Source organism: Streptococcus oralis subsp. tigurinus (genome assembly GCF_002093545.1).
GTDB classification, from domain to species: domain Bacteria; phylum Bacillota; class Bacilli; order Lactobacillales; family Streptococcaceae; genus Streptococcus; species Streptococcus oralis_C.
Map to the genome: position 1 here is coordinate 23,627 of NZ_LNVF01000012.1, position 23,224 is coordinate 46,850.

At 43.7% G+C, this 23,224-nt stretch carries 23 protein-coding genes; 7 read left to right on the forward strand and 16 right to left on the reverse strand.

Annotated features, from left to right (window positions below):
- Window positions 1-15 precede the first annotated feature (15 nt).
- The 12 genes from yidD to treP form a co-directional block, all read right to left on the reverse strand.
- Complete coding sequence (gene yidD, locus ATE34_RS09720; RefSeq protein ID WP_061598666.1) at window positions 16-258, reverse strand: membrane protein insertion efficiency factor YidD; 243 nt, start codon at window positions 256-258, stop codon at window positions 16-18.
- Window positions 258-980, reverse strand: coding sequence for a pseudouridine synthase (locus ATE34_RS09725; protein WP_061598668.1), 723 nt, complete (start codon window positions 978-980; stop codon window positions 258-260). The genes yidD and ATE34_RS09725 overlap by 1 nt, the downstream gene beginning before the upstream one ends.
- On the reverse strand, window positions 967-1,536 hold the full coding sequence (gene scpB, locus ATE34_RS09730; RefSeq protein ID WP_061598670.1) for an SMC-Scp complex subunit ScpB: 570 nt from the start codon (window positions 1,534-1,536) through the stop codon (window positions 967-969). Before scpB ends, ATE34_RS09725 begins: the two co-directional genes overlap by 14 nt.
- 18 nt (window positions 1,537-1,554) lie before the next feature.
- Window positions 1,555-2,283 (reverse strand): segregation/condensation protein A, encoded by a 729-nt coding sequence (locus tag ATE34_RS09735; protein WP_084911897.1) that lies wholly within the window; start codon window positions 2,281-2,283, stop codon window positions 1,555-1,557.
- On the reverse strand, window positions 2,283-3,017 hold the full coding sequence (gene xerD / locus ATE34_RS09740; RefSeq protein WP_324250055.1) for a site-specific tyrosine recombinase XerD: 735 nt from the start codon (window positions 3,015-3,017) through the stop codon (window positions 2,283-2,285). Before xerD ends, ATE34_RS09735 begins: the two co-directional genes overlap by 1 nt.
- A complete protein-coding gene (cbpB, locus tag ATE34_RS09745; RefSeq protein WP_000560696.1) occupies window positions 3,014-3,475 on the reverse strand; it encodes a cyclic-di-AMP-binding protein CbpB in 462 nt (153 codons plus the stop codon). The genes xerD and cbpB overlap by 4 nt, the downstream gene beginning before the upstream one ends.
- Complete coding sequence (locus ATE34_RS09750; protein WP_084911901.1) at window positions 3,472-3,993, reverse strand: metallophosphoesterase; 522 nt, start codon at window positions 3,991-3,993, stop codon at window positions 3,472-3,474. The genes cbpB and ATE34_RS09750 overlap by 4 nt, the downstream gene beginning before the upstream one ends.
- Window positions 3,969-4,979, reverse strand: a complete 1,011-nt coding sequence (locus ATE34_RS09755; protein ID WP_394335042.1) for a nucleoside-triphosphate diphosphatase — start codon at window positions 4,977-4,979, stop codon at window positions 3,969-3,971. The genes ATE34_RS09750 and ATE34_RS09755 overlap by 25 nt, the downstream gene beginning before the upstream one ends.
- The gene (racE, locus tag ATE34_RS09760; protein WP_000370379.1) at window positions 4,937-5,731 is read right to left on the reverse strand and encodes a glutamate racemase; all 795 of its coding nucleotides are present in this window, start codon (window positions 5,729-5,731) and stop codon (window positions 4,937-4,939) included. The genes ATE34_RS09755 and racE overlap by 43 nt, the downstream gene beginning before the upstream one ends.
- A 205-nt stretch (window positions 5,732-5,936) precedes the next feature.
- Window positions 5,937-6,182: a YneF family protein gene (locus tag ATE34_RS09765; protein ID WP_000364980.1), complete on the reverse strand. Its 246-nt coding sequence runs from the start codon at window positions 6,180-6,182 to the stop codon at window positions 5,937-5,939.
- A 144-nt stretch (window positions 6,183-6,326) separates the two neighbouring features.
- Window positions 6,327-7,952 (reverse strand): alpha,alpha-phosphotrehalase, encoded by a 1,626-nt coding sequence (treC, locus tag ATE34_RS09770; RefSeq protein ID WP_084911905.1) that lies wholly within the window; start codon window positions 7,950-7,952, stop codon window positions 6,327-6,329.
- A gap of 62 nt (window positions 7,953-8,014) precedes the next feature.
- Window positions 8,015-9,982, reverse strand: a complete 1,968-nt coding sequence (gene treP, locus ATE34_RS09775) for a PTS system trehalose-specific EIIBC component (RefSeq protein WP_180382698.1) — start codon at window positions 9,980-9,982, stop codon at window positions 8,015-8,017.
- Window positions 9,983-10,166: 184 nt separating this feature from the next.
- Here treP and treR point away from each other — a divergent pair, with 184 nt between their 5' ends.
- The gene (gene treR / locus ATE34_RS09780) at window positions 10,167-10,880 is read left to right on the forward strand and encodes a trehalose operon repressor (protein WP_084911909.1); all 714 of its coding nucleotides are present in this window, start codon (window positions 10,167-10,169) and stop codon (window positions 10,878-10,880) included.
- 252 nt (window positions 10,881-11,132) lie between these two features.
- Window positions 11,133-16,253 carry an SIALI-17 repeat-containing surface protein gene (locus ATE34_RS09785; protein WP_084911911.1) on the forward strand — a complete coding sequence of 1,707 codons (5,121 nt, stop codon included), beginning with the start codon at window positions 11,133-11,135 and terminating at the stop codon, window positions 16,251-16,253.
- A 68-nt stretch (window positions 16,254-16,321) separates the two neighbouring features.
- Here the strand turns inward: ATE34_RS09785 and mraY are convergent, their stop codons facing one another.
- Genes mraY through rsmH form a run of 4 tightly spaced genes read right to left on the reverse strand, consistent with a single transcriptional unit; the run spans window position 16,322 to window position 20,841 of the window.
- Complete coding sequence (gene mraY / locus ATE34_RS09790; RefSeq protein WP_084911912.1) at window positions 16,322-17,302, reverse strand: phospho-N-acetylmuramoyl-pentapeptide-transferase; 981 nt, start codon at window positions 17,300-17,302, stop codon at window positions 16,322-16,324.
- 1 nt (window position 17,303) lies between these two features.
- Window positions 17,304-19,559: a penicillin-binding protein PBP2X gene (pbp2x, locus tag ATE34_RS09795; protein ID WP_084911914.1), complete on the reverse strand. Its 2,256-nt coding sequence runs from the start codon at window positions 19,557-19,559 to the stop codon at window positions 17,304-17,306.
- A 3-nt stretch (window positions 19,560-19,562) separates the two neighbouring features.
- Window positions 19,563-19,880, reverse strand: a complete 318-nt coding sequence (gene ftsL / locus ATE34_RS09800; RefSeq protein ID WP_000840799.1) for a cell division protein FtsL — start codon at window positions 19,878-19,880, stop codon at window positions 19,563-19,565.
- Window positions 19,881-19,890: 10 nt separating this feature from the next.
- Window positions 19,891-20,841: a 16S rRNA (cytosine(1402)-N(4))-methyltransferase RsmH gene (gene rsmH, locus ATE34_RS09805; RefSeq protein ID WP_000159386.1), complete on the reverse strand. Its 951-nt coding sequence runs from the start codon at window positions 20,839-20,841 to the stop codon at window positions 19,891-19,893.
- Between the two features lie 165 nt (window positions 20,842-21,006).
- On the opposite strand from rsmH, the gene ATE34_RS09810 reads away from it, so the two are divergent.
- The 5 genes from ATE34_RS09810 to ATE34_RS09830 are packed head-to-tail and all read left to right on the forward strand — an operon-like array spanning window position 21,007 to window position 23,175.
- Complete coding sequence (locus ATE34_RS09810) at window positions 21,007-21,201, forward strand: helix-turn-helix transcriptional regulator (RefSeq protein ID WP_001082470.1); 195 nt, start codon at window positions 21,007-21,009, stop codon at window positions 21,199-21,201.
- A 15-nt stretch (window positions 21,202-21,216) separates the two neighbouring features.
- The gene (locus ATE34_RS09815) at window positions 21,217-21,759 is read left to right on the forward strand and encodes a DUF3278 domain-containing protein (RefSeq protein ID WP_084911916.1); all 543 of its coding nucleotides are present in this window, start codon (window positions 21,217-21,219) and stop codon (window positions 21,757-21,759) included.
- A gap of 10 nt (window positions 21,760-21,769) precedes the next feature.
- Entirely contained in the window at window positions 21,770-22,111 is a 342-nt protein-coding gene (locus ATE34_RS11250) for a hypothetical protein (RefSeq protein WP_084911918.1), read from the forward strand.
- A 12-nt stretch (window positions 22,112-22,123) separates the two neighbouring features.
- Complete coding sequence (locus ATE34_RS09825) at window positions 22,124-22,702, forward strand: DUF3278 domain-containing protein (RefSeq protein ID WP_084911920.1); 579 nt, start codon at window positions 22,124-22,126, stop codon at window positions 22,700-22,702.
- On the forward strand, window positions 22,699-23,175 hold the full coding sequence (locus tag ATE34_RS09830; RefSeq protein WP_084911921.1) for a glutathione peroxidase: 477 nt from the start codon (window positions 22,699-22,701) through the stop codon (window positions 23,173-23,175). The genes ATE34_RS09825 and ATE34_RS09830 overlap by 4 nt, the downstream gene beginning before the upstream one ends.
- The last annotated feature ends 49 nt before the right edge of the window (window positions 23,176-23,224 follow it).

A 23,224-nucleotide genomic window follows, 5' to 3' on the forward strand; every position in this document is an offset into this window, starting at 1 on the left:
CAAATGATGTTGGGTTTATTTTTCTTCTTGATTTCGTTTGAGGGAAAAATGGTCTGGGACGGGATCTTTTCCTATTGGAGACCAGGGGTGACAACGTAAAATCCGAGCCAAGCCCATCAAAACACCCTTGAAACCATGTTTTTCAATAGCCTGAATCATGTAGTTGGAACAAGTCGGCTCAAAGCGACAAGAGGGTGGAAAGGCCGGTGAGATAAAACGTTGGTAAAAGCGTACTGGTGCTATTAAGATTCGTTTCATTATTTCTTGGTTACAGCCATGGTGTGTAGTTGGCTGATTTCTTTTTTATTAAGACGACGGGATTCACCTGGACGAAGACCTGTCAAGTCTAAGTGTCCAAAACGTGTCCGAGACAACTTATCCACTTGCAGACCGACGGCTTCAAACATCTTTTTAACCTGATGATTACGCCCCTCATGGATAGTCAACTGTACCACTGAGCGGTTTTTAACTGGGTCCACTTTGAGAATCTCATAGACAGCCGGCTTGGTTTTCTTGCCATCAATCTCCACTCCTCGTGTCAAGGGACGAAGGTTTTCCTTATTGGCAACACCTTTGACACGCGCGACATAGACTTTGTCAATCTCATTACGGGGGTGAATCATTTCATCCGTAAAGTCCCCATCATTGGTCAAAATTAAAACACCTGATGTATCCCAGTCCAAACGTCCCACAGGGTAAATGCGCTCTTTGACATTGGGCAAGAGGTCGACAACAGTCTTGCGGCCCTTGTCGTCTGTCACACTGGAAATCACACCGCGTGGTTTGTTAAGTAGATAATAAACCTTTTCTTCATTGTAGATCGGCTGACCTTCAACTTCGACCTTGTCACCAGCCTTGATGGTCGTTGCGAGTTCACGTACCACTTGGCCGTTGACCGTCACCAAGCCTTGCTTGATCAACTCTTCTGCTTTTCTCCTACTGGCCACACCTGCGTGGGCAATATATTTATTGATTCTCATCTTCTTCTATCCTTTCACCAAATAATTGGCTTTCTTGGGCCTGAATCTCAAGCTCATCAATCACTGGCAATTCTTCCAAATGATTTATCCCCATGTAATCTAGGAAATAATCCGTAGTCACATAGAGATTGGGGCGACCCAACACTTCTTTTTTCCCGTCTTCTCGTATCAAGTCAAATGCCTGCAACTTTGCCAAAGCCCCACTCGAATTGACCCCACGGATAGCATCAATTTCTATCCGCGTAATCGGTTGCTTGTAGGCAATGATAGACAAGGTCTCAAGGGCAGCCCGAGATAAACTCTGGTTAATGGGCGCCTTGGAGTATTCCTTCAAAATCGCTGCAAATTGAGGCTTGGTCACCAATCTATAAGCACTACCTGTCTCAATCAGGGACAAGCTCGACTCTTGGTCTTTTTCATACTTTTGGGCTAATTTTTCTAAACTCTGCTGGATGCCTGTCGGAGGAAGCGATAGGAGTTCAGCCAACTGACGGACCCGAATCCCATCTTCACCTGCTACAAACAAGAGCGCTTCTATTTCTGCTAAAGTACTCATCTTTCCTCTCTATCAAGTCTAGCTTTGTGCCTCTTGACTTTCTTCCTTCTTTTCCATGAGATAGATATCTCCGAAACTCTCCTCTTGAACAAGGATCAGTTCTTGGGTTTTGATTAACTCTAAGGTCGCCAAAAAGAGGGTAATGACCTCTTGGACATTCTGGGCTTCCTTGAACAAATCCTGCAAGCGCAACTGGTCTCGTCCAGTCAAGGACTCCTTTACGATGACCATCATATCCTCAATCTTATACTCATCCCGCAAAATGGTCGTATGGTTCTGAGCGAACTCCTCTTTTTTCTTGGCTAGGATATTTGAAAAAGCCAAAAAGAGGTCAATGGTCGTCCTATCATGCACAAGCTCCGCATCCTCGTAAATCAACTCTGTTGGCGCTTTAGAATAGTACTGGGCCCGATCTTGGTGCTTAGCCTCCAAGTGCTCACCCAAGAGCTTGAACTTGCGGTATTCTTCGATTTGAGAGAGGAGATCCTGCTCCAGGTCGTCCTCCAAATCAGCCACTTCTGCTACCTTTGGCAAGAGCTTGCGGCTCTTGATCAGCATCAGCTGACTGGCCATAACCATATACTCACCTGTCACTTCCAGACGCATGGCCTGCAGGGTTGAGACATAGGCTAGATACTGTTCGATGACTTCTGTGATGGGCACATCGTAAATATCCATCTGATACTTGGAGACTAGGTGCAGGAGCAAGTCCAAGGGCCCTTCAAAATCTTTTAATTTAATATCCATTATCTATATTTTTCTAAGGTCAGAACTGTTTTTAATCCTAATTTTTTTGCAATTTCGTACAAATCGACCTTGTTTTCTATTTGTCTTAGAATGAACTGTTCCCGCAAGGCTTGGGCTGATAAGGTTGGGAAACCTTTCTCCTTGACAAAAGATTCTAGCTGACGAAAGGCCCACTGACGAGAATAGGCTTTCCCTCCCCTTTCAAAAAGATAGGTCTGCCCCATCAAGGGTTCCAATTCTGAAATCAAGGTCGTGGGAATGGTAACAATCCTCTGTTGGGAAGCCTTGTTGATTCTCAACACCTGAAAATCAAGATTGATATCCGCAATCTTGAGGGATAAAATCTCACTTGGTAACAAGCCCATTTCCAAGATAAGAAGCGCCAGCAAGCGTCCTTCTGAATAATTACTTTCCTGCCAAAAAGAGTCTAAGTTTAGAATCTCTGGTTTTTCAGTCTTCTTTTCAGCTTGCTTGGCTAATTCCAGACGGTAAAAACTGTCCACCTCCCCTTTTTGATAGAGAAAGTAGAGAAATTGGTTACAGGCCGAAAGTTTTCGCTTCTGGGCGCTGATTTTTAGATTGGCTAGCTGGGCTTGGTAAATCTTGAGACTAGTTTCAGAGATCCGCTCACCTACAATGTCTAAAAATTGCTCCAGATCATACTTATAGGACTGCTTGGAATTGGCAGACAAGCCCTGCTTTTCTTCTAAAAAGGCTGAAATCCTATCTCTCATTTGCATCGAATCTCATATTCCTTACTAAAGTCATGCAAGAGGGCATTGACGGCCTTGAGGATAGACTTGCGCGTGATGATTCCTTGAAAAATCCCTTCATCATCTACTACTGGCAAGAAGGGTTCATCCACCAGTTTATGGAGGACTTCAGTGATGTTATAGTCTGGAGCGACGACTGCCACATCTGTCTTGGTCATATTGACGATATCTGTCGTTGCCATCTGTTCATCCGTCAAACCTTGCTCCATTTGATAAGCCAAAATGTCTCTCAGACCAATGGTTCCGACAAAGCGTTTGTCAAAGGTCACAACAGGGATACGGGTATAGGTGATTTGGCTCAGCACTAGAATCGCATGGTCAGCGTTATGGGTATCAATCAAAGCTGCTAGATTCTCAGCAGGGGTAAGAAAAGTTTCTTCCTGCTCCAGTAAAAATGCTTCAAATTCCTTGGCAATCATCGAGCGAACTCCTTGGACAAGCCTGGATAAATCTCATGATCACGTGTCAAAAAGTCTACTTTGAAATAGCTGTCATCAATCTCCACTCGAGCATAGAGACATTCTCTGATAGTCCCTCGTGGTTGGCTGATGGAGCCTGGATTTAAAAAGAGTGTTTTGCCTTCCATCCAAGCACTTGGCACATGCAAATGACCATAGAGACAGATGTCGGCATCTTCTTCCTGAGCCCAGTAGTCCAACTTTTGAAAGTTGAAATTGATATCAAACAAGTGTCCATGCGTCTGGATGATCTTTGTAGGACCAAGTTGAGTCACCAAACGTTCTGGGTAGCCGGCATAAAAGTCCATGTTGCCTTTGACGACATGGATGCCTTCCCAAAGGGGAGAATCTGGACGGAGTTCTGAGTCACCATCGTGAAAAATGGCATCAGCTTTCCCCAGATAGCGATCACGAATTTCTTCCACAATCAAGCTATCGCCATGGGAATCACTCATTACAATGATGGTTTGCTTTGCCATGATGGAAATACCTCCAAAAGTTTCTTAACGGCTAAGGCACGGTGGGATTGGCTATTTTTTTCTTCAAGGGTTAATTCAGCTGCTGACTTGCCTGTCTCTCCCACAAGGAAGAGGGGATCATAACCAAAGCCATTTTCACCCTTGGGTTCAAAGTTGATATAACCTGGCCAGTCAGCTTCAACCACCAAGCTTTCCTTGTTTGGACTAGCTACGACTAGGGTTGTGTGGAATTGAGCTGAGCGGTCCTTGAGGTCAAAGACCATGGCCAATTCGTGCAAGAGTTTGGCGTTGTTTTCACGATCAGTCGCTCCCACTCCTGCAAAACGGGCTGACCAAACACCTGGCAAGCCACCAAGGACATCGACTTTGAGACCTGAGTCATCTGCTAGCACCATCTTGCCTGTTAATTGGGAAATGGTTTCTGCCTTGAGGCGAGCATTTTCTTCAAAAGTCATGCCTGTTTCAGCTACTTCAGGTAGATCTGGATAGTCATTGAGATTTTCCACATCATAGCCTAGTTTGTCAAAGATAGCACGAAATTCCTTGGTCTTGCCTTCGTTACGAGTCGCAATCAATAAAGTTTCTCTGACCTTGTTAGTCTCAAAGAAGTCTTCTACATCGACTCCTTCTTTAGGCAATTCGACATGCAAAAGCTTTCCATTTTCAACCAAGAGCAGAGCTCCCTGACGTTGGATGACTTCTAGATTGCGGCCTGCTTCGGCATTTAAAATCTCAACGATAAAGGAGAGCAGACGGAAGTTAGAAGACCAGCGCATCACCGTGATCGTAATCGGAAAGCCATTTTCTTCGTCACGAAAAATCCGCGCTAAATCCATAAAATCAAGCTCGAGAGGATCTTTGATAAGGCTATAGATGCCTCCATAGACATCCCAGACACCGACATACCAGTCCTGGTCATCCTTGTATTCATAAATTTTATTTGTCATAAAGTTACATGCTCCACATGAATCTCTTTTTCCAGCCATTCTGCTCCAATTTGGGCAAAACTTTGGCTATTGGCTGTTGTGTAAAAACGATGTTGAAGAGGTCCCGCATCTCGGCTACGATTGATTTCAAAATAGTTAAGCAAAACCGAGATATCCCGCACACACTCTGCCCCACTATCGATGAGCTGAACCTTTGGTCCCATAACATTTTGGATGATAGGGCGAAGGAGTGGGTAATGGGTACAACCCAAAATCAGGCTATCCACCTTTCCAACCAAGGGACGCAGGGTTTCATAGACCACTTTCTTTGTTACACTGGTCGACAGGGCACCAGACTCCACCAAGGGGGCAAACTTGGGACAGGCCAAACTTTCCACCTGTAAATCCGGATCCAGATCATGGATTTTTTGACGATAGATGTCTGATTGGACCGTCATGGGTGTTCCAATTACTCCGATTTTCCCGCCTTGACTGGACTTGATAGCTGCCGAAGCTCCTGGCAAAATCACGCCTAGGACAGGAATATCAAGTTGGGCCTTGATTTCTTCCCAGACGACTGCAGTCGCAGTATTACAAGCAATGACAATCATCTTGACATCCTTGGTCAAGAGAAAGTTGACCAACTGCCAAGTATATTCACGAATTTGCTCAGCAGGACGAGGACCATAGGGTGCCCGTGCCGAATCTCCAATATAGACGATTTCTTCATGGGGAAGCTGGCGCATGAGCTCACGAACAACGGTCAAGCCCCCGACACCCGAATCCAAAAAACCAATTGGTCGATTATCCATACAGTCTTCTTTCTAGTCTTTTTTCTGATTGATAGTTCATCATGATTACTCGTCCTAAATGAACGGATAGACAGCTTGATAAAATGTCAACTGCCTCTCTTTTAATCATAATCAAATATCAATAGAATGCAAGGAAAAAGTCTTATCCTTGAGAACTATTGAACATAGTGAGAAGTCTGGAACTTTCATCCCAGACTTTTCCTATTTATTTCTTTTTATTGTTAGCAAGAGCTGCTTTTTGTTGGCGGATGATTTGGTGGTAAACTTGTTGTACCTTGGCTTCGCTTGGCTTTTGACCATTTGCACTCAAGAGAGCACGAACTGCCTCAGCGTTCAAACGTGGGTTGTCCGCAAATTCTTTTTCGATTTGCTTACGAACCAAGTACATCCCTCCAAGAGCTCCTCCTAGAAAAGCTAGCACAATCAAGATAATTGCTAAAAGTAAGTCCATTCTTTTTCTCCTGTTTCTTTTTGAGTCTTCTATATTATACCATAAAGTGACTTTCCTGACTAGTTTGTTTTACGCTTTCAAAAAGGGCAATAGACGACAAAAAAGGAGCCCTGCATTTCAATGAAAGAGAGCTCCTTGCTGCGTTTAATTTACATAAACAGCCAGTGTTTGATACGGTTTAAGCAGAATTTTTTCTGATACTTCTACATCTTCATAGTTTGAAATCAGAATCTGTCCATTTTGGTAGTCTACTGGTAAGTCGATTTCCACTTCTGTGGCATAAAAGTTATTGAGGACCAGTAACTTTTCATCCTCATACTGACGTTCAAAAGCATAGACTTGCTTGCTGTCTTCAAAGGCTGGTTTGTAGCTTCCTTCTGAAATAATCGGCATTTCCTTACGAAGTCGAATCAAGTTTTGGTAGAAGGCGAAAATTGGGCCTTTGATTTCATTTTCTACGTTGATCTGAGGGTAGGATTTTCCTGCCTTCAACCAAGGAGTTCCTCTTGTGAAACCAGCATTTTCTGAGGCATCCCACTGCATAGGAGTTCGTGAGTTATCACGCGACTTTGCCTGAATAATCTGGAAAGCTTCTTGCTCACTTTTTCCTTCTTTTAAGAGCATCTGATAAGCATTGATGGACTCGACATCCACATAGTCAGCCATGGAATCATAGTCTGGGTCAACCATTCCGATTTCCTCACCCATATAGATATAAGGTGTCCCACGTGACAGATGAATGCTTGCCGCCAACATAGTCGCCCCTTCATTACGGAAGTTCTTAACATCCACAAAGCGGTTCAAAGCTCGCGGTTGGTCGTGATTGTTCCAGAAAAGGGCGCTCCAGCCGTTTTTGTCACTCATTTCCTTGCCCCAGCTATGGTAAAGACCTTTCAACTCTTCGAAATCAAAGGGAGCTAAAGTCCACTTCTGCCCATCCTTGTAGTCCACCTTGAGATGATGGAAATTAAAGGTCATGGATAATTCCTGACGTTCAGGCGAAGAATAGAGGACACAGTTTTCCATGGTTGTAGAGGACATTTCCCCAACTGTCATAAAGCTATCGTCTGATCCAAAAGTGGCTTGGTTCATCATGCGCAAATAGTCATGAACGATGGGCTTGTCTGTGTAAGCTGGCTTTCCTTCATTTTCAGGACAATCCACTAAGACCTCATCCTTGCCGATCAAATTGATCACATCAAATCGGAAACCTTTAACTCCCTTATCACGCCAAAAATTAACAACCTTGAAAAGTTCCTTACGGACATTAGGATTGCGCCAATTAAGGTCAGCCTGGGTCTCATCAAAGAGGTGGAGATAATATTTCCCCGTATTCCCGAAAGGTGCCCAGGCAGAGCCACCAAACTTAGACTGCCAGTCTGTCGGTTGGTCTTGGATGAAGAAAAAGTCTTGGTAGTACTGGTCGCCAGCTAGGGCTTTCTGAAACCATTCGTGTTCTGTCGAGCAATGATTGAGCACCATATCTAACATAAAGTCAATCTTGTGCTCTTTACCGACACGTACCATCTCTTCAAAATCAGCCATATCACCAAAAAGAGGATCTACTGACATATAATCTGAAATATCGTAACCATTATCCCGTTGGGGGCTTGGATAAAATGGATTGAGCCAGACCATATCCACGCCCAGTTTGGCTAGATAGGGAATTTTTTCGATAATCCCACGGAAATCCCCAATACCATTTCCAGTGGTGTCTTTATATGATTTTGGATAGATTTGATAGACTACTTTTCCTTTATCAAGTGTCATCTATTTCTCCTTTTCTGATAAAAGGGAGGAACCTCTGTTCCTTCCCTGTTTTATTATTTTAATTAGATTCGTGTAGCGACCATGAGAGCTTCGCCAGCTTGGATAGTTGTTGGATAAGTTCCAGTGATAGTCGCTGTATAAGCATCTTGGTTCGTGATGATAACTGGAGTTTCTGTCACGAGACCCGCAGCCTTAATAGCATCTATATCAAAACGAATCAATTTCTGACCAACTGTGACATGGTCTCCTTGGGCTACAAGACTTTCAAAACCTTTGCCATCAAGACCTACTGTATCCATACCGATGTGGATGAGCAATTCCACCCCCTCATCAGAGACAATACCGATAGCATGCTTAGTAGGGAAAAGAACCGTCACTGTCCCATTGACTGGAGAAGTCAACTCACCTTGGCTTGGTTCAATGACTAGACCTTGTCCCATGACGCCTGATGCAAAAACAGGGTCTGTCGCTTGACTCAATTCTTTCACCTGACCTGTAAGTGGGCTGACAATCTCTACTGGAGCAAGGGTTACTGGTTCATGACTGACAAATTCTGCCTCTTCTTGGGCAACGAATTCTGCTTGCAAGGCTGTATCGTCCTCAGTTTTTGTAAAGAGGCCTGCCTTACGGAAGAAGAAAGTCAATAGCATTGGTACAATAATAGCAACTAGCATGGTTCCTGCAAACGGCAGCATGTATTGAGGTTGAATAGAGAGGATACCTGGCAAACCTCCGATACCGATAGAAGCCGCAGTTACATTGAATGTAACGGACAACATGCCTGCAAGGGCTGAACCAATCATCCCAGCTACAAATGGATAGATGTATTTGACATTGACCCCAAAGAGGGCTGGTTCTGTAACACCGAGATAGGCTGAAATGGTTGCGGGAAGTGAAATCTGAGCCTCACGCTCATCATGACGATGCATGAAATAATAGGCAAATACAGCAGAACCTTGGGCAATATTTGAAAGAGCAATCATTGGCCAGAGGGCAGTCCCGCCAGCATCCGCAATCAATTGTGTATCGATGGCATTGGTCATATGGTGCAAACCTGTGATGACAAATGGAGCGTAGAGGGCACCAAAAATCGCACCGAAGAGCCATTTAACTGGACCCGTCAAACCTGCCAAGACAACTGATGAGAGTCCTTGCCCGATTGTCCAACCGATTGGCCCCAATACAGTATGAGCCAAAATCAAAGCTGGAATCAATGACAAGAAAGGTACAAAAATCATCGAAATCACTTCTGGGATATGCTTGCGCCAGAAAATTTCAAGATAAGACAGACTCAAACCTGCAAGCAAGGCTGGGATAACTTGGGCTTGATAACCGATACGATTAACAGTAAAGTAACCAAAATTCCAAACCCAGTTTGCTGCAATTTCTGATGCAGGTGTTGAGGCAACTGAATAGGCATTGAGCAACTGAGGTGAAACCAAACAGATCCCGAGTACAATTCCCAAGATTTGGCTGGTTCCCATCTTACGAGAGACAGACCAGGTAATCCCTACTGGTAAGAACTGGAATATTGCTTCACCAGGCAGCCAGAGGAAGTGATTGACTCCTGACCAAAACTGAGAGGATTCTGTGATAGTCTTGCCATCCAACATTGACCAATGCACGCCTTCCAAGACATTACGGAAACCGAGGATTAGTCCTCCGACAATCAAGGCTGGAATAATCGGCGTAAAGATTTCTGCTAGAGTGGTCATGACACGTTGGACCAGGTTTTGATTGCTCTTAGCTGCAGACTTGGCTGCTTCTTTAGAAACACCCTCAATGCCTGAAACAGCTGTAAAATCATTATAAAAGATCGGCACGTCATTTCCAATGATTACCTGAAATTGACCGGCATTGGTAAAGGTCCCTTTGACAGCCGGAATCGACTCAATAGCCTTGACATTGGCCTTCTTTTCGTCTCCGAGAACAAAGCGCATCCGTGTCGCACAGTGGGTTACGGCAGTGACATTCTCCTTGCCTCCGATCGCTTGAAGCAGATCTTTGGCTTCTTGTTCAAATTTTCCCATTTGATTCTCCTTATACTTGTCAAAGCAAGTTTTATTTGATAAGACTATTGTAAACGATACCAAACTTGTAGGCAACTTGTTTGTTGTAAAAAGAGGATATTTTTGTAAATTTTCTAGCACTTGTATGGTAAAATAGATACAAGTTTGCATAGAATAAAACTCAAAACCTATTTAAGGAAGCAAGATGAAGAAATACCAACAATTATTTAAGCAAATCCAAAAAACTATTCAAAACGAGACTTACGCTGTCGGAGATTTCCTCCCTAGCGAGCACGATCTCATGAATCAGTATCAGGTGAGCCGTGACACCGTTCGAAAAGCTCTGTCCCTCCTCCAAGAGGAAGGATTGATTAAGAAGATAAGGGGGCAAGGTTCTCAAGTAGTCAAAGAAGAAACCGTCAATTTCCCCGTCTCTAACCTAACCAGCTACCAAGAACTGGTTCAAGAACTTGGACTGCGTTCTAAAACCAATGTGGTCAGTCTGGATAAAATCATTATCGATAAAAAATCCTCACTGATAACCGGCTTTCCAGAGTTTCGGATGGTTTGGAAGGTGGTCCGCCAACGTGTAGTGGATGACCTGGTATCGGTTCTGGATACGGACTATCTGGATATGGAACTAATCCCGAATCTCACTCGCCAAATCGCCGAGCAGTCTATCTACTCGTATATAGAGGACGACCTCAAACTCCTTATTGATTATGCTCAGAAAGAAATCACCATTGACCACACGGATGATCGAGACAAGATTCTCATGGACATTGGCAAAGACCCTTATGTCGTTTCGATTAAATCAAAAGTCTATCTCCAAGACGGGCGCCAGTTCCAATTCACCGAAAGTCGCCATAAATTAGAAAAATTTCACTTTGTTGACTTTGCCAAAAGACATCCGAAATAAACACTTACAGTTGGGGATAATCTCAACTGTTTTTTGTAGTAAACGATCTAGTTGATAGTTGAAAAAGAGGGACTGCTTGCTACTTATTCTACTATTTTAAGAAAAAACAACAGCAAATATGTATCTTGCTAAAAAGCTCTTGACAAATGCTAAACGACCATTAGAATGGGAGGTGAGGAGATAAATAGAAACAAAATAAACGAAACTGCTTTATAAAATGTAAGCGGTTTCGAATAAATGAAGGAGGGTTTTATGAAAAAACACTTTTGGGAAAAATCCTGTCGCTATAGCATCCGCAAACTAACGGTTGGGACTGCTTCTGTTTTACTGGGAGCTGTTTTTCTATCTAGTCATACAGTCACAGCTGATGGTATTGAAGTGCAGCAAAATGACCCAAGTATTGTCGAGACTACAACTAAACCTGATAGTGGATCAGAGCAGATTGAACCGACCGAGACCGCTAAACCAGCTCTAGTTGAGACTCCAAGTACCGAAAGCAAACCAGCCGAGGAGACTCAGCCTACAAGTAGTCAAGCTAGTAGTGAAGCTGTTATAGACTCAAAAGAAAACAAGGAGAGCGAGAAGACAGAACTGCCAGTGACAAAGCAAGAAAACTATCAACTCAACTACAATCAACCAACACCCCCTTCCTATGATGGTTGGGAAAAACAAGCCCTTCCTGTCGGAAATGGAGAGATGGGAGCCAAGGTTTTCGGACTCATTGGGGAAGAGAGAATCCAGTACAACGAAAAGACCCTCTGGTCAGGAGGACCACAACCCGATAGCACCGACTATAACGGAGGAAACTACAAGGATCGCTACAAGGTTTTAGCAGAGATACGTAAAGCCCTCGAAGCTGGTGACCGCCAAAAGGCAAAACAGCTCGCCGAACAAAATCTAGTTGGACCAAACAACGCTCAGTACGGACGTTACCTAGCCTTTGGGGATATCTTCATGGTCTTCAATAACCAGAAAAAAGGACTAGATACTGTAACTGATTATCATCGTGGTTTGGATATCACAGAAGCCACTACGACCACTTCTTACACCCAAGATGGGACAACCTTCAAACGCGAAACCTTCTCCAGCTATCCTGATGATGTTACTGTGACCCACTTGACCAAAAAAGGAAACAAGACACTTGACTTTACCCTTTGGAACAGTTTGACAGAAGACTTGCTTGCTAATGGAAATTACTCTTGGGAATATTCCAACTATAAGAATGGTCTTGTCACTACAGATGCAAACGGAATCCTTCTAAAGGGAACTGTCAAAGATAACGGCCTCAAATTTGCATCCTATCTAGGAATTAAAACGGACGGAAAGGTGACTGTTCAGGACGAAACTCTGACCGTTACAGGCGCAAGTTATGCGACCCTTTATCTCAGTGCCAAGACTAACTTTGCCCAGAATCCAAAAACCAACTATCGAACAGATATCGACCTCGAAAAAACAGTTAAAAGGATTGTCGAAGCCGCTAAGGCCAAAGACTACGAGACACTTAAAAAGAACCATATCAAGGATTATCAAAGTCTCTTTAACCGCGTTAAACTAAATCTAGGTGGAAGCAAGACTGCTCAAACGACAAAAGAGGCCCTTCAAAGCTATAACCCTAGCAAAGGGCAAAAACTGGAAGAACTCTTCTTCCAATACGGACGTTATCTACTTATCAGTTCGTCTCGTGATCGGACAGATGCCCTTCCTGCCAACCTGCAGGGAGTCTGGAATGCCGTAGACAATCCACCTTGGAACGCTGACTACCATCTCAATGTCAATTTGCAAATGAACTACTGGCCAGCTTACATGAGCAACCTTGCTGAAACAGCCAAGCCAATGATTAATTACATTGACGACATGCGCTACTATGGTCGTATCGCTGCCAAAGAATACGCTGGTATCGAATCCAAAGATGGACAAGAAAATGGTTGGCTGGTCCACACCCAGGCTACACCATTTGGCTGGACTACTCCTGGTTGGAATTACTATTGGGGCTGGTCGCCAGCTGCTAATGCCTGGATGATGCAAAATGTCTATGACTACTATAAATTCACCAAGGACGAAACTTATCTCAAAGAAAAGATTTATCCTATGCTCAAGGAAACCGCTAAGTTCTGGAACTCCTTCTTGCACTATGACCAGGCCAGCGACCGTTGGGTGTCTTCTCCATCCTACTCACCAGAACACGGTACCATCACCATCGGAAATACCTTTGACCAGTCGCTAGTCTGGCAGCTATTCCACGACTACATGGAAGTCGCTAGACATCTGAATGTCGACCAAGACTTAGTCACAGAGGTCAAGGCTAAATTTGACAAACTGAAACCCCTTCATATCAACAATGAGGGACGTATCAAGGAGTGGTACGAGGAGGACAGTCCGCAATTCACTAACGAAGGCATTGAAAATAACCACCGCCATGTTTCCCATCTGGTTGGTCTCTTCCCAGGTACACTCTTTAGCAAGGATCAGGCTAAATACCTAGAGGCTGCGCGTGCTACCCTCAACCATCGCGGAGATGGTGGTACTGGTTGGTCTAAGGCTAATAAAATCAACCTCTGGGCTCGTCTCTTAGACGGTAACCGTGCCCATCGCTTGCTTGCGGAACAACTCAAGTACTCCACCCTAGAAAACCTTTGGGATACCCACGCACCATTCCAAATCGATGGAAACTTTGGGGCAACTAGTGGGATGGCAGAAATGCTCCTGCAATCTCATACTGGCTATATTGCACCATTACCAGCCCTTCCAGATGCTTGGAAAGACGGACAGGTTTCTGGCTTGATTGCCCGTGGTAACTTTGAAGTCAGCATGAAGTGGAAAGATAAAAACCTTCAAAGCTTGTCCTTCCTTTCAAATGTCGGTGGAGACTTAGTTGTAGACTATCCAAATATCGAAGCCAGTCAGGTTAAGGTCAATGGCAAACCAGTCAAGGCAACTGTCCTCAAAGATGGCCGCATCCAACTGGCAACACAAAAAGGTGATGTCATTACCTTTGAACATTTCCCTGGTCGTGTAACCAGTCTGACAGCAGTTCGACAAAATGGAGTCACTGCCGAACTTACCTTTAACCAAGTAGAAGGCGCTACCCACTATGTCATCCAAAGACAAGTGAAAGACGAATCTGACCAAACCTCTGCGACCAGAGAATTTGTAACCAATCAAACCCACTTTATTGATCGATCACTGGATCCTCAACATGCCTACACCTACACCGTCAAGGCTATGCTGGGCGAACTTGCCACACAAGTTTCTGAACAAGCCACTGTCGAAACCTATAGCGAGTTGATGGACGACCGAGATAGCCGTATCCAGTACGGAGCTGCCTTTGGAAACTGGGCAGACTCAGAATTATTTGGAGGAACAGAGAAATTTGCTGATCTTTCAAAAGGAGACTACTCAGACGAAGATCTCACTGCTACCATTCCTTTCACTGGCGTTGGTATCGAAATCTATGGACTGAAATCGTCTGAACTAGGTCTTGCCACTGCTAAAATTGATGGCAAAGAGGTCGGCGAACTTGATTTCCATACTGCTGGGGCAACTGAAAAAGGTAGCCTCATCGGCCGCTTCACAGGATTGTCAGAAGGACCTCACACATTGACTCTTAGTGTTAAACGTCAGCACAAACACCGTGGTAGTGAGCGCTCGAAAATTTCCTTAGACTACTTCAAGATCCTATCAGGAACAGGCAACACGATTGAAAAAATGGATGATCGTGATTCGCGCATCCAGTATGGTTCCCAGTTTAAGGACTGGTCTGACCCTGAACTCTACAGAGGTACGGAAAAATACGCTGACATTAACAACAGCTACCCAAGTACTGCTTCAGAAGCTCAGGCAACTATTTCCTTTACAGGGACAGGTATTCGTATCTTTGGCTTGAAGAGCCTCGCTCTTGGACGAGCACGTGTTACACTAGATGGCAAAGAAATGTCAAGTCTAGACTTCTACACTTCAGGTCCAACTGAAAAGAGGGCCTTTATTGGCGAATTTACAAATCTCACTGATGGTCCGCACACCCTAACATTACGTGTTGATCCAGATTCGCCAGAAGGTCGCAAGAAAATCTCTCTTGACTCCTTTGATATCATCAAAGCTCCAGCTGTTGGTTTAGATAGCCCTAGCATCGCGCCTCTTAAGGAAAATGACAAAACCATTTCCTTAAGCCTACCAGCTGGAGATTGGGAAGCTATCGCAGTGACCTTCCCAGGTGTCAAAGATCCTCTAGTCTTACGCAAAGTGGATGAAACGCATCTGGTTACAAGTGGAGATCAGACTATCCTATCAGTCCAAGACAATCAAGTTCAAATCCCAATCCCTGAGGCTACTGATAGACAAACTGGAAAAGCGATTGAAGCTTATGCCATTCAAGGAACTAGCACAAGCAGTCCTGTCGTAGCCGTCTTTACTAAAAAAGATGAGAAAAAGGTTGACGAGAAGCAACCAACTACAAGCAAGGGGGACGAACCAGCTCCTACTGTAAAAATTCCCGAATACACCGAGCCTATCGGAACAGCAGGACAAGAAGAGCCACCTACTGTTGAAAAACCTGAATACACTAAACCTATCGGAACTGCGGGAGAAGAAGAAGATCCAACAGTAAAAATACCTGAATACACCGAGCCTATCGGAACGGCAGGGCAAGAGGAAGCCCCTACTGTTGAAAAACCTGAGTACACCGAATCGATCGGAACAGCAGGGCAAGAGGAAGCTCCTACTGTTGAAAAACCTGAGTACACTGACCCTATCGGAACTAGCGGAGATCAGGCTGCTCCGACCCTTAGCTTTCCTGATTATCCAGTTCGAGTCTTGAAAAATAAGGAGACTGGAGTGGAAATCATCGGTGGAGCCAGCGACTTAGAAGGAATTTCTCACGTTTCTAGCCAACGTGTCTTAGCTCAAGAACTCTTTGGCAAGACCTATGATGCTTACGACCTACAACTTAAAAATCCAACCGATCATAGCTTGCAGCCAAAAGGCTCTGTCTTGGTTCGCTTGCCTATTTCAGCTAACGTAGAAAAGGTCTACTACATCACTCCGACCAAGGAGTTGCAAGTCCTTGATTTCACCGTTCGAGACAGAAAGGTAGAATTCATCACTAGTCATTTCAGTACCTATGCTGTCGTCTATCAAGCTGCTGGAACAAGCTCTAACACAGAGGAAAAAACAAGTGCTTCAGATACAGAAACCTTAGCACACGAGACTGAACAACTTTCATCTAGTCCTAGCCTTGCTAAAACTGGATATCATTCTCCTAAAGAAGAACTTCCAGCAACAGGAGATGCGTCCAACCCACTCCTCTTCTTAGCAGGCCTCAGCCTAGCCCTCACAGCCACTTTTATGTTAAAAGGAAGAAAGGATGACTCCAACTAACCTTTAAGCACACAAAAACAGGATGAAGGTGATCTTCATCCTGTTTTATTTTGTAATCAAAGGTTATTTTATAGTAGGTATAAAACGGCTAGGGTCAAGAGACTTGCTAGAAGCCCAACTACCCAAAAGAAGAAGTCAACCTTCCACTCACTCCAAGGATTGCCCTTGCCTGAGAATCCTCCAAGCTCAAAATGATGATGCACAGGTGTCATACGGAAAATACGTTTCCCACCACTAAGTTTAAAGTAGGTGACCTGCATCATAACAGAGCTTGTCTCAAAGACGTAGATAATCCCAATCAACAAAAGAGTCCATTCTTGATGGAGCGCCATAGAGATAGCTGCCAGCATCCCACCAAGAGCCAAACTTCCCACATCACCCATGAAGACCTTGGCAGGTTTGTGGTTAAAGACGAAGAAACCTAGCAAACCACCAATCATGGTAAGAATCACAAGAAGAATATCCAGTTGATTTTGCATATAAGCAATCACACCGTAAGCTGATAAGCTAATCACCACGGAAATACTCGCTAAGCCGTCAATCCCGTCAGTCAGATTCACCGCATTTGAAAAGCCAACTAGCCAGAAAAGGGCAAAGAAAATATAGAAAATACCCAAATGAACTTGGTAGCCAAAAACTGAAAGCATATCGCCACCGCGCTCATAAAAGAGGTAGAAAATCACTCCTCCAAGAAGCTGGAGAGCAAGCTTTTGCTTAGGATTCAAGCCTTCGTTAATCTTACGGAAAATTTTGAGGAAATCATCCAAAAAGCCTACCAAACCATACAAAACCAAGATAAACAAAATCATGCCTACGTTGTTGGTCAATTGTTGGGTAAAGAGAGCAAGCAGAAAGCTCACAACTACTGCAACGATAAGGAAGACAAGACCTCCCATGGTTGGAGTCCCAGCTTTAGCTTGGTGTTGTTTGACATCCTCGTGCATCTGCTGACCCGTAATCTGTGCTTTTCGATAAAATCGGATAAAGGCTGGAATGCCAATCAAGGTCAATAGAAAGGCTAGAATTCCAGCACTAATGGAACTAATCATCTTAATCTCCTAAAGTTATTTTCATTTTTTTAAGGTCTTTGAGGGCCGTATTGGCACGGACACTTTGTTTCTTGACCGTTTTGCCACTACCTTCCCACTCGACTTCTATATTCAGCCATTTGGCAAATGTTTGCACATTTTCATCTGTCCAGCCATACATATCAGGCATTTCTTCGACCTTATCAGACAGGATCAAGATTTGCTGGTTGGCTTCCAAATTATCTCCTTCAGAAACAGAGAGATCCTTAATCTTGGTTCCTGTTCCGATAACGATTGGTTGGATAAGGTTTCGGCGCAATTCTTCTGCTAGGTCACCTGGGGTAAAGTCCTTGGTAGCAGGCATGGCATAGCTTGTCGTCTTGCTGACCTGATCCAAGTTCTTGGCAGTTGACTGAAGATTGAGGGATTCTTTCATGGCAGAAGCTCGCTCAAGTATCGGGTTGGCAAACTCTCCTAGCTGAACGCCTGAATAATGCTCTGGCTGTTGCACTGTCACATAGAGGATAAAGTCAGGATTTTCTGCAGGATGCATCGACACAACAGAGAAGATATAGTTGGTTGAACCAGTAAGATAACCACCATTTTTCTCATCCGCAATCTGAGCAGTCCCTGATTTAAGGGCCACATTCTGACCTGGAACATTGACAGTTGCTTTTCCTGTACTGTGGTTGTACATGGTACCGTAGACAGGATCTGTCCCGACCATGACCATGTGATCCCGAGTAGAGGATGCTGCCGCTTTTGATACAGGATTTCCGACGATTTCCTTTTGAGACTTACGAACAGACTGGTCATTTGGATCATAGAGGGCACTGATAAATTTCGGCTCCAACATAACCCCATCATTGGCAATAGCTGTAAAGGCACGAAGCATCTGGGTCTGGGTGACAGAGATCCCTTGTCCAAATGCACTCATGGCAATATTGACAATGTTATCAGCAGGTAATTGACCTGTGTACTCATCTGTCAGACCAAAACGGGTCGGTACCCCAAACTTAAAGCGATTGAGATAGTCCAGCCAGGTTGCATCTCCCATCTTTTGCTCAAGCAAGGTCATCCCGATATTACTTGAGTGGGCAAATCCTTGAGAGAAAGTCATGGTGCCACCACTGGTCAATCCTTCATTGACGTCCCAGTCTCGAATGGTCGCATCAGCTATTTTCAATTCACTACTGTTAAAGTATTCCCCACCAGGGAAGGTATTGTTATCAATAGCTGAGGCCAACATCATCACCTTCATGGTGGAGCCTGGTTCATAGTTACTTTGATAGAGGATATCACGCCAGACAAAGTCTTTCGTGATGCCATCCTTGGTATCTGCGTTAAAGGTCGGTCGTTGAGTCGTAGCCAGGATTTCCCCTGTTTTAGCGCTGACCAAGGTAGCCGTCATATACTTGCCTTTTACCTTTTCCTGGAAGGCATCCATCTGAGTTTCCATAAAGGATTGCAAGGGACTAGAAAGGGTTGTGTAGACATCCTTTCCATCTACCGTTTGTTGGGAAGCTTGATCTGTACCCGGAACAATATTTCCCAGGCGATCCTTCTCATAGGTGATAATCCCATCTGTACCCGCCAGAATGCTATTTAAAGAACTCTCCAAACCAGATGTTCCAATCAAGCTCTTGGTACCATCCTCATTTTCATGAAGTTGCGCTAAACCAATAAAGGAAGAAGCAAACTGTCCATTGGGATAACTACGGTTAGGGCTTGTTGTAAAGTCAACCCCCTCGACACCAGCAGTTTTGAGGTCATTTTTAATAGCCATCATATTGGCATAGGTGATCCCATTTCCCTTGGTACCAAAAGACACCTGTTTTAGATCTGGCTGAGAAAGCTGTTCTTTGACATAGGACTCCTCCATATCCAAATACTTATGGAAAATTTCAGCTACCTTATTAAATTGAGAATCCTCTACATAGAGAATCTTGCCTGTTGCCGACTTGTAGGTCTTGTCAATAACGGCATAGATATTATAAGATGTCGCATCCTCAGCAATAGGTGTTCCATTACGATCGTAGATAGTCCCTCGTTTTGCAGGAATCGTCTTGGTTGTTTGGTGAACCTTTTTGGCTTCTTGAACCAAGTCCTTACCAAATTTTTTACCCGTTCCGATAATGACCGCAAAGTTGACCAAAAAGACAGCGAAGAGTATGACAGCCAATAAACTCAGGCTTTTCCCTACTCTTCGGCGATTTTCTTCTGGAGATTTACGGTTACGGACGGCATAACGGATGATTTTTTCTTTCCACTGTTTCATTTCTTACTCCGTTGCTCGGATATTTTCGTTATTCAGCTGCAAATTCTTAGAGTTTGCAATTTCTTTCAAACGTTCTGAACGAATCAATTCATTGACCTCTTGCTTGGCATCGTCGAGCTCTGTTTTCTTTTCTTCGATTTGAGCATTGACCTTGGTCAATTCATTCTGAACTTGTAATAGCTTGGTCTGCATAAACACAACGCTAACTGCCAGGATAATCATTGTTGCAGCAATCGAAACATAGAAGGCCTTTTCCACACGTGAAAAACCTTTAAACTTCGTTTGCAATAACTGGCTTGTTTTTTCGATTCTTTCTGCCATGTTTTTCCTCTTACTTATGAATTTTTCTGGCCACGCGCAACTTGGCTGAATGCGAACGGTTGTTGGCTTCTAGCTCTTCAGCACTTGGCAAGATTGGCTTACGGGATACCAATTCCATCTTGGGCTTAAGATCATCTGGAATGAAGGGCAAGCCTTTGGGAACTTCCACTGTTGAAGCTTCTTTAAATAATTGCTTGGTCAAGCGGTCTTCCAGCGAATGGAAGGTAATGACCGAGATTCTACCATCCAGAGCCAGCATATCCATGGCCTGCTGGATGGATTCATCTGCTGCACCCAGCTCATCATTGACTTCGATTCGGATAGCCTGGAAAATCTGCTTGGCAGGGTGCCCCTTTTTCTTGAGTTCCTTGGCGGGCTTTGCTGACTTGATAATCTCTGCCAACTCCGTCGTCGTCTCGATTGGTTTCACCTCACGCGCCTGCTCAATCTTGCGGGCAATCTGTTTAGAGAATTTGTCCTCGCCATATTTGAAAAAAATCCGAACCAAGTCATGATAGTCATAATGATTGACCACCTCATAGGCCGTCAGACGAGCTTCCTGATTCATCCGCATATCCAGTGGTGCATCCTTTTTATAAGAAAAGCCACGCTCACGCTGATCCAGCTGGGGACTGGACACTCCCAAATCATAACAAATTCCATCAATTTCCTGGACACCAGCCTCCTGCAAACGTGCCTGCAAATGACGGAAGTTATCCTTGATAAAGGTTACCATCCCCTTTTCGATATAGGGTGCCAAACGTTTTTGCGCATTGTCAATAGCATTCTGGTCCTGGTCAAAAGCATAGAGATGCCCTTTTTCGCTCAATTTACTTAATAAATATTCGCTATGGCCTGCTCCACCCAAAGTCGCATCCACGTAGATACCGTCAGGTTTTACGTCAAGCATATCAATCGTTTCATGAAGCAAGACCGTTACATGATGAAATTCTTTTGTCATATCTTATCTATTTTACCACAAATCTGACCAGCTTGCACTTGTCAGATAAATAGGTCAAAAAAAGTAAGATTTCTTTAAGAAATATGTCAAATATGCTTGACATCTATTTCATAGAAGAATATAATATAGTCAAATATATACGACACAAATCAGAAAGGAGACCAGATGAATCGTGTCAAAGAATTCCGCAAGGAACTGGGCATTTCACAACTCGAGCTAGCCAAGGATATCGGTGTCTCGAGACAGACAATCAACATGATTGAAAATGACAAGTACAATCCAACCTTGGAACTCTGTCTCAATCTCGCCCGCAGCCTCCAAACTGACCTTAATAGTCTCTTTTGGGAAGACGATTTTTAAAAAAGGAGCAAACAAATGAAAAAAGAAACCCTCACTGAAAAACTCATCAAACGCACATACGGCATTTCTGGTCCCCTTGACGAACACAAGCGGCGCGAGGCCGATCGTATCGGGAATCAGGTCTTTATCGTTCTCTTTTATCTGATGATATTTGGCAACCTCATCCCCTTTGTCCTTGCTTATAAATACCCACAAATTGTCGCTATCGGCTATCCTCTCGTGGTGTTTGGCATTTCGATGATGGTTGCCCTCTATGTGGTCTCTCAAACCAAGAAAACGGGCATCACAGCTATTGATCCCGAAATGTTAAGTAAGAAAGAAAGTAAACAACTGCATTTTCCTGGTCTAAAAGCCGGTCTGATCTACGGCATGGGCATGTTCTTTGGAATACCGCTTCTGAATGTCCTAACCGATGATAGCAAGGATTATCTTGGTTCTCTTTTAAATGCAGGACATTTTGTATCAACTATCCTAGCTACCTTCTTCTTCGGATTGACCATACAAATTATCGTCTCTCTTCGCATTCGAAAATCCAAGAAAAACCAAGAAGACGACTAGGGGGTGCCTTATGAAATCACTAGCTAGACTACTGATCAGTCATGTTTTTATCAGTATCTTTGTTACCTTTTTCCTACTTTCTGGACATATTGAGCATCCCTTCTTGATTATCTTTCTTTTATTCCTTCCTGTATTGAACATGGGACAGAGATTCCAGAAAATCCAATCAAAAAAAATACGTCTTCTAAACGCATCTCTCTGTTTTATCCTCGTATCCTTTCCACAACTTTTAACAAATCCTATGGATTGGAGATACCTGGTATTTCTAATAATCTGTATCATTTTTAGCTTGGTTTACTTCTATACTCTCTATCAACTCTTTAAAGAAGTCAATCAAAAATCGCTCATTTAGGAGATTACTCCCATGAAAAAAGAAGATTTCACCACTCGCTTACTCAAATTATTCTTTCACATACAAGGCCCCTTTGATGAATGCCGCCAAGAGATAATCTACAGAGCTTGTGCGCGTTCCTTGATCCAAATCGTTTACTCTTCCTTCTTTCTCTTCCTGTTCTATATTTTGTTCGGACGCTTTATAGAAATTGTTCGATCGCTTATGCCCTACCTCTATTTTGGACTCATTCTGTTCATGAGTATAAAAGCTCAAAGAGCCGTACAAGAGCTTCATCTTGAAAAGGATGACAAATCAGAAATCATCTACAAAACCTACAGCAAACGCCAAATAAAAGTTCGTAGTTGGTTGGTATTTATAAGTATTGAGATTGGCTTATTTGCTCTGTTGCTCTTTCATAAACTCTTCGTTCAACAGATGTCCCTTTCAACTTTCTTGGAAAAAATCATCCAAACAGAGATAATGATCCCCTTACTGGTCTTTGGTCTTAGTATTGGAGCAATCTTTGGGACTATGGTCTACTGCTTTTTATCGGAACACGAGGTGAAACACTCTGAATCAGGAATGCATAAGGAGAATATAGAAAAATGACCAGTATATATAATTTTTCAATTTTAAACCAAAATAACCAAGCAACTCCCCTGGAGAGCTATCGTGGCAAGGTTCTCTTGATTGTCAACACTGCTACAGGATGTGGTTTAACGCCCCAGTACCAGGGACTTCAAGAACTCTATGAACGCTATCATGATAAGGGCTTTGAAATCCTAGATTTTCCTTGCAATCAGTTCATGGGACAAGCACCCGGCAGTTCAGAAGAAATCAATAGCTTCTGTAGCCTACACTATCAGACAACTTTTCCTCGGTTTGCCAAGGTCAAGGTCAATGGCAAGGAAGCAGATCCTCTTTATGTTTGGCTAAAAGACCAGAAAGCTGGTCCGCTAGGAAAACGAATCGAATGGAATTTTGCTAAGTTTCTCATTGGTCGAGATGGGCAAGTCCTTGAGCGCTTCTCTTCCAAAACAGACCCCCAAACCATCCAAGAGTCTCTCCAAAAGATACTCTAATTTCTTTTTAAAACGTGTCCTTTCATTTAGTTTGAGACTTGAAAGGATG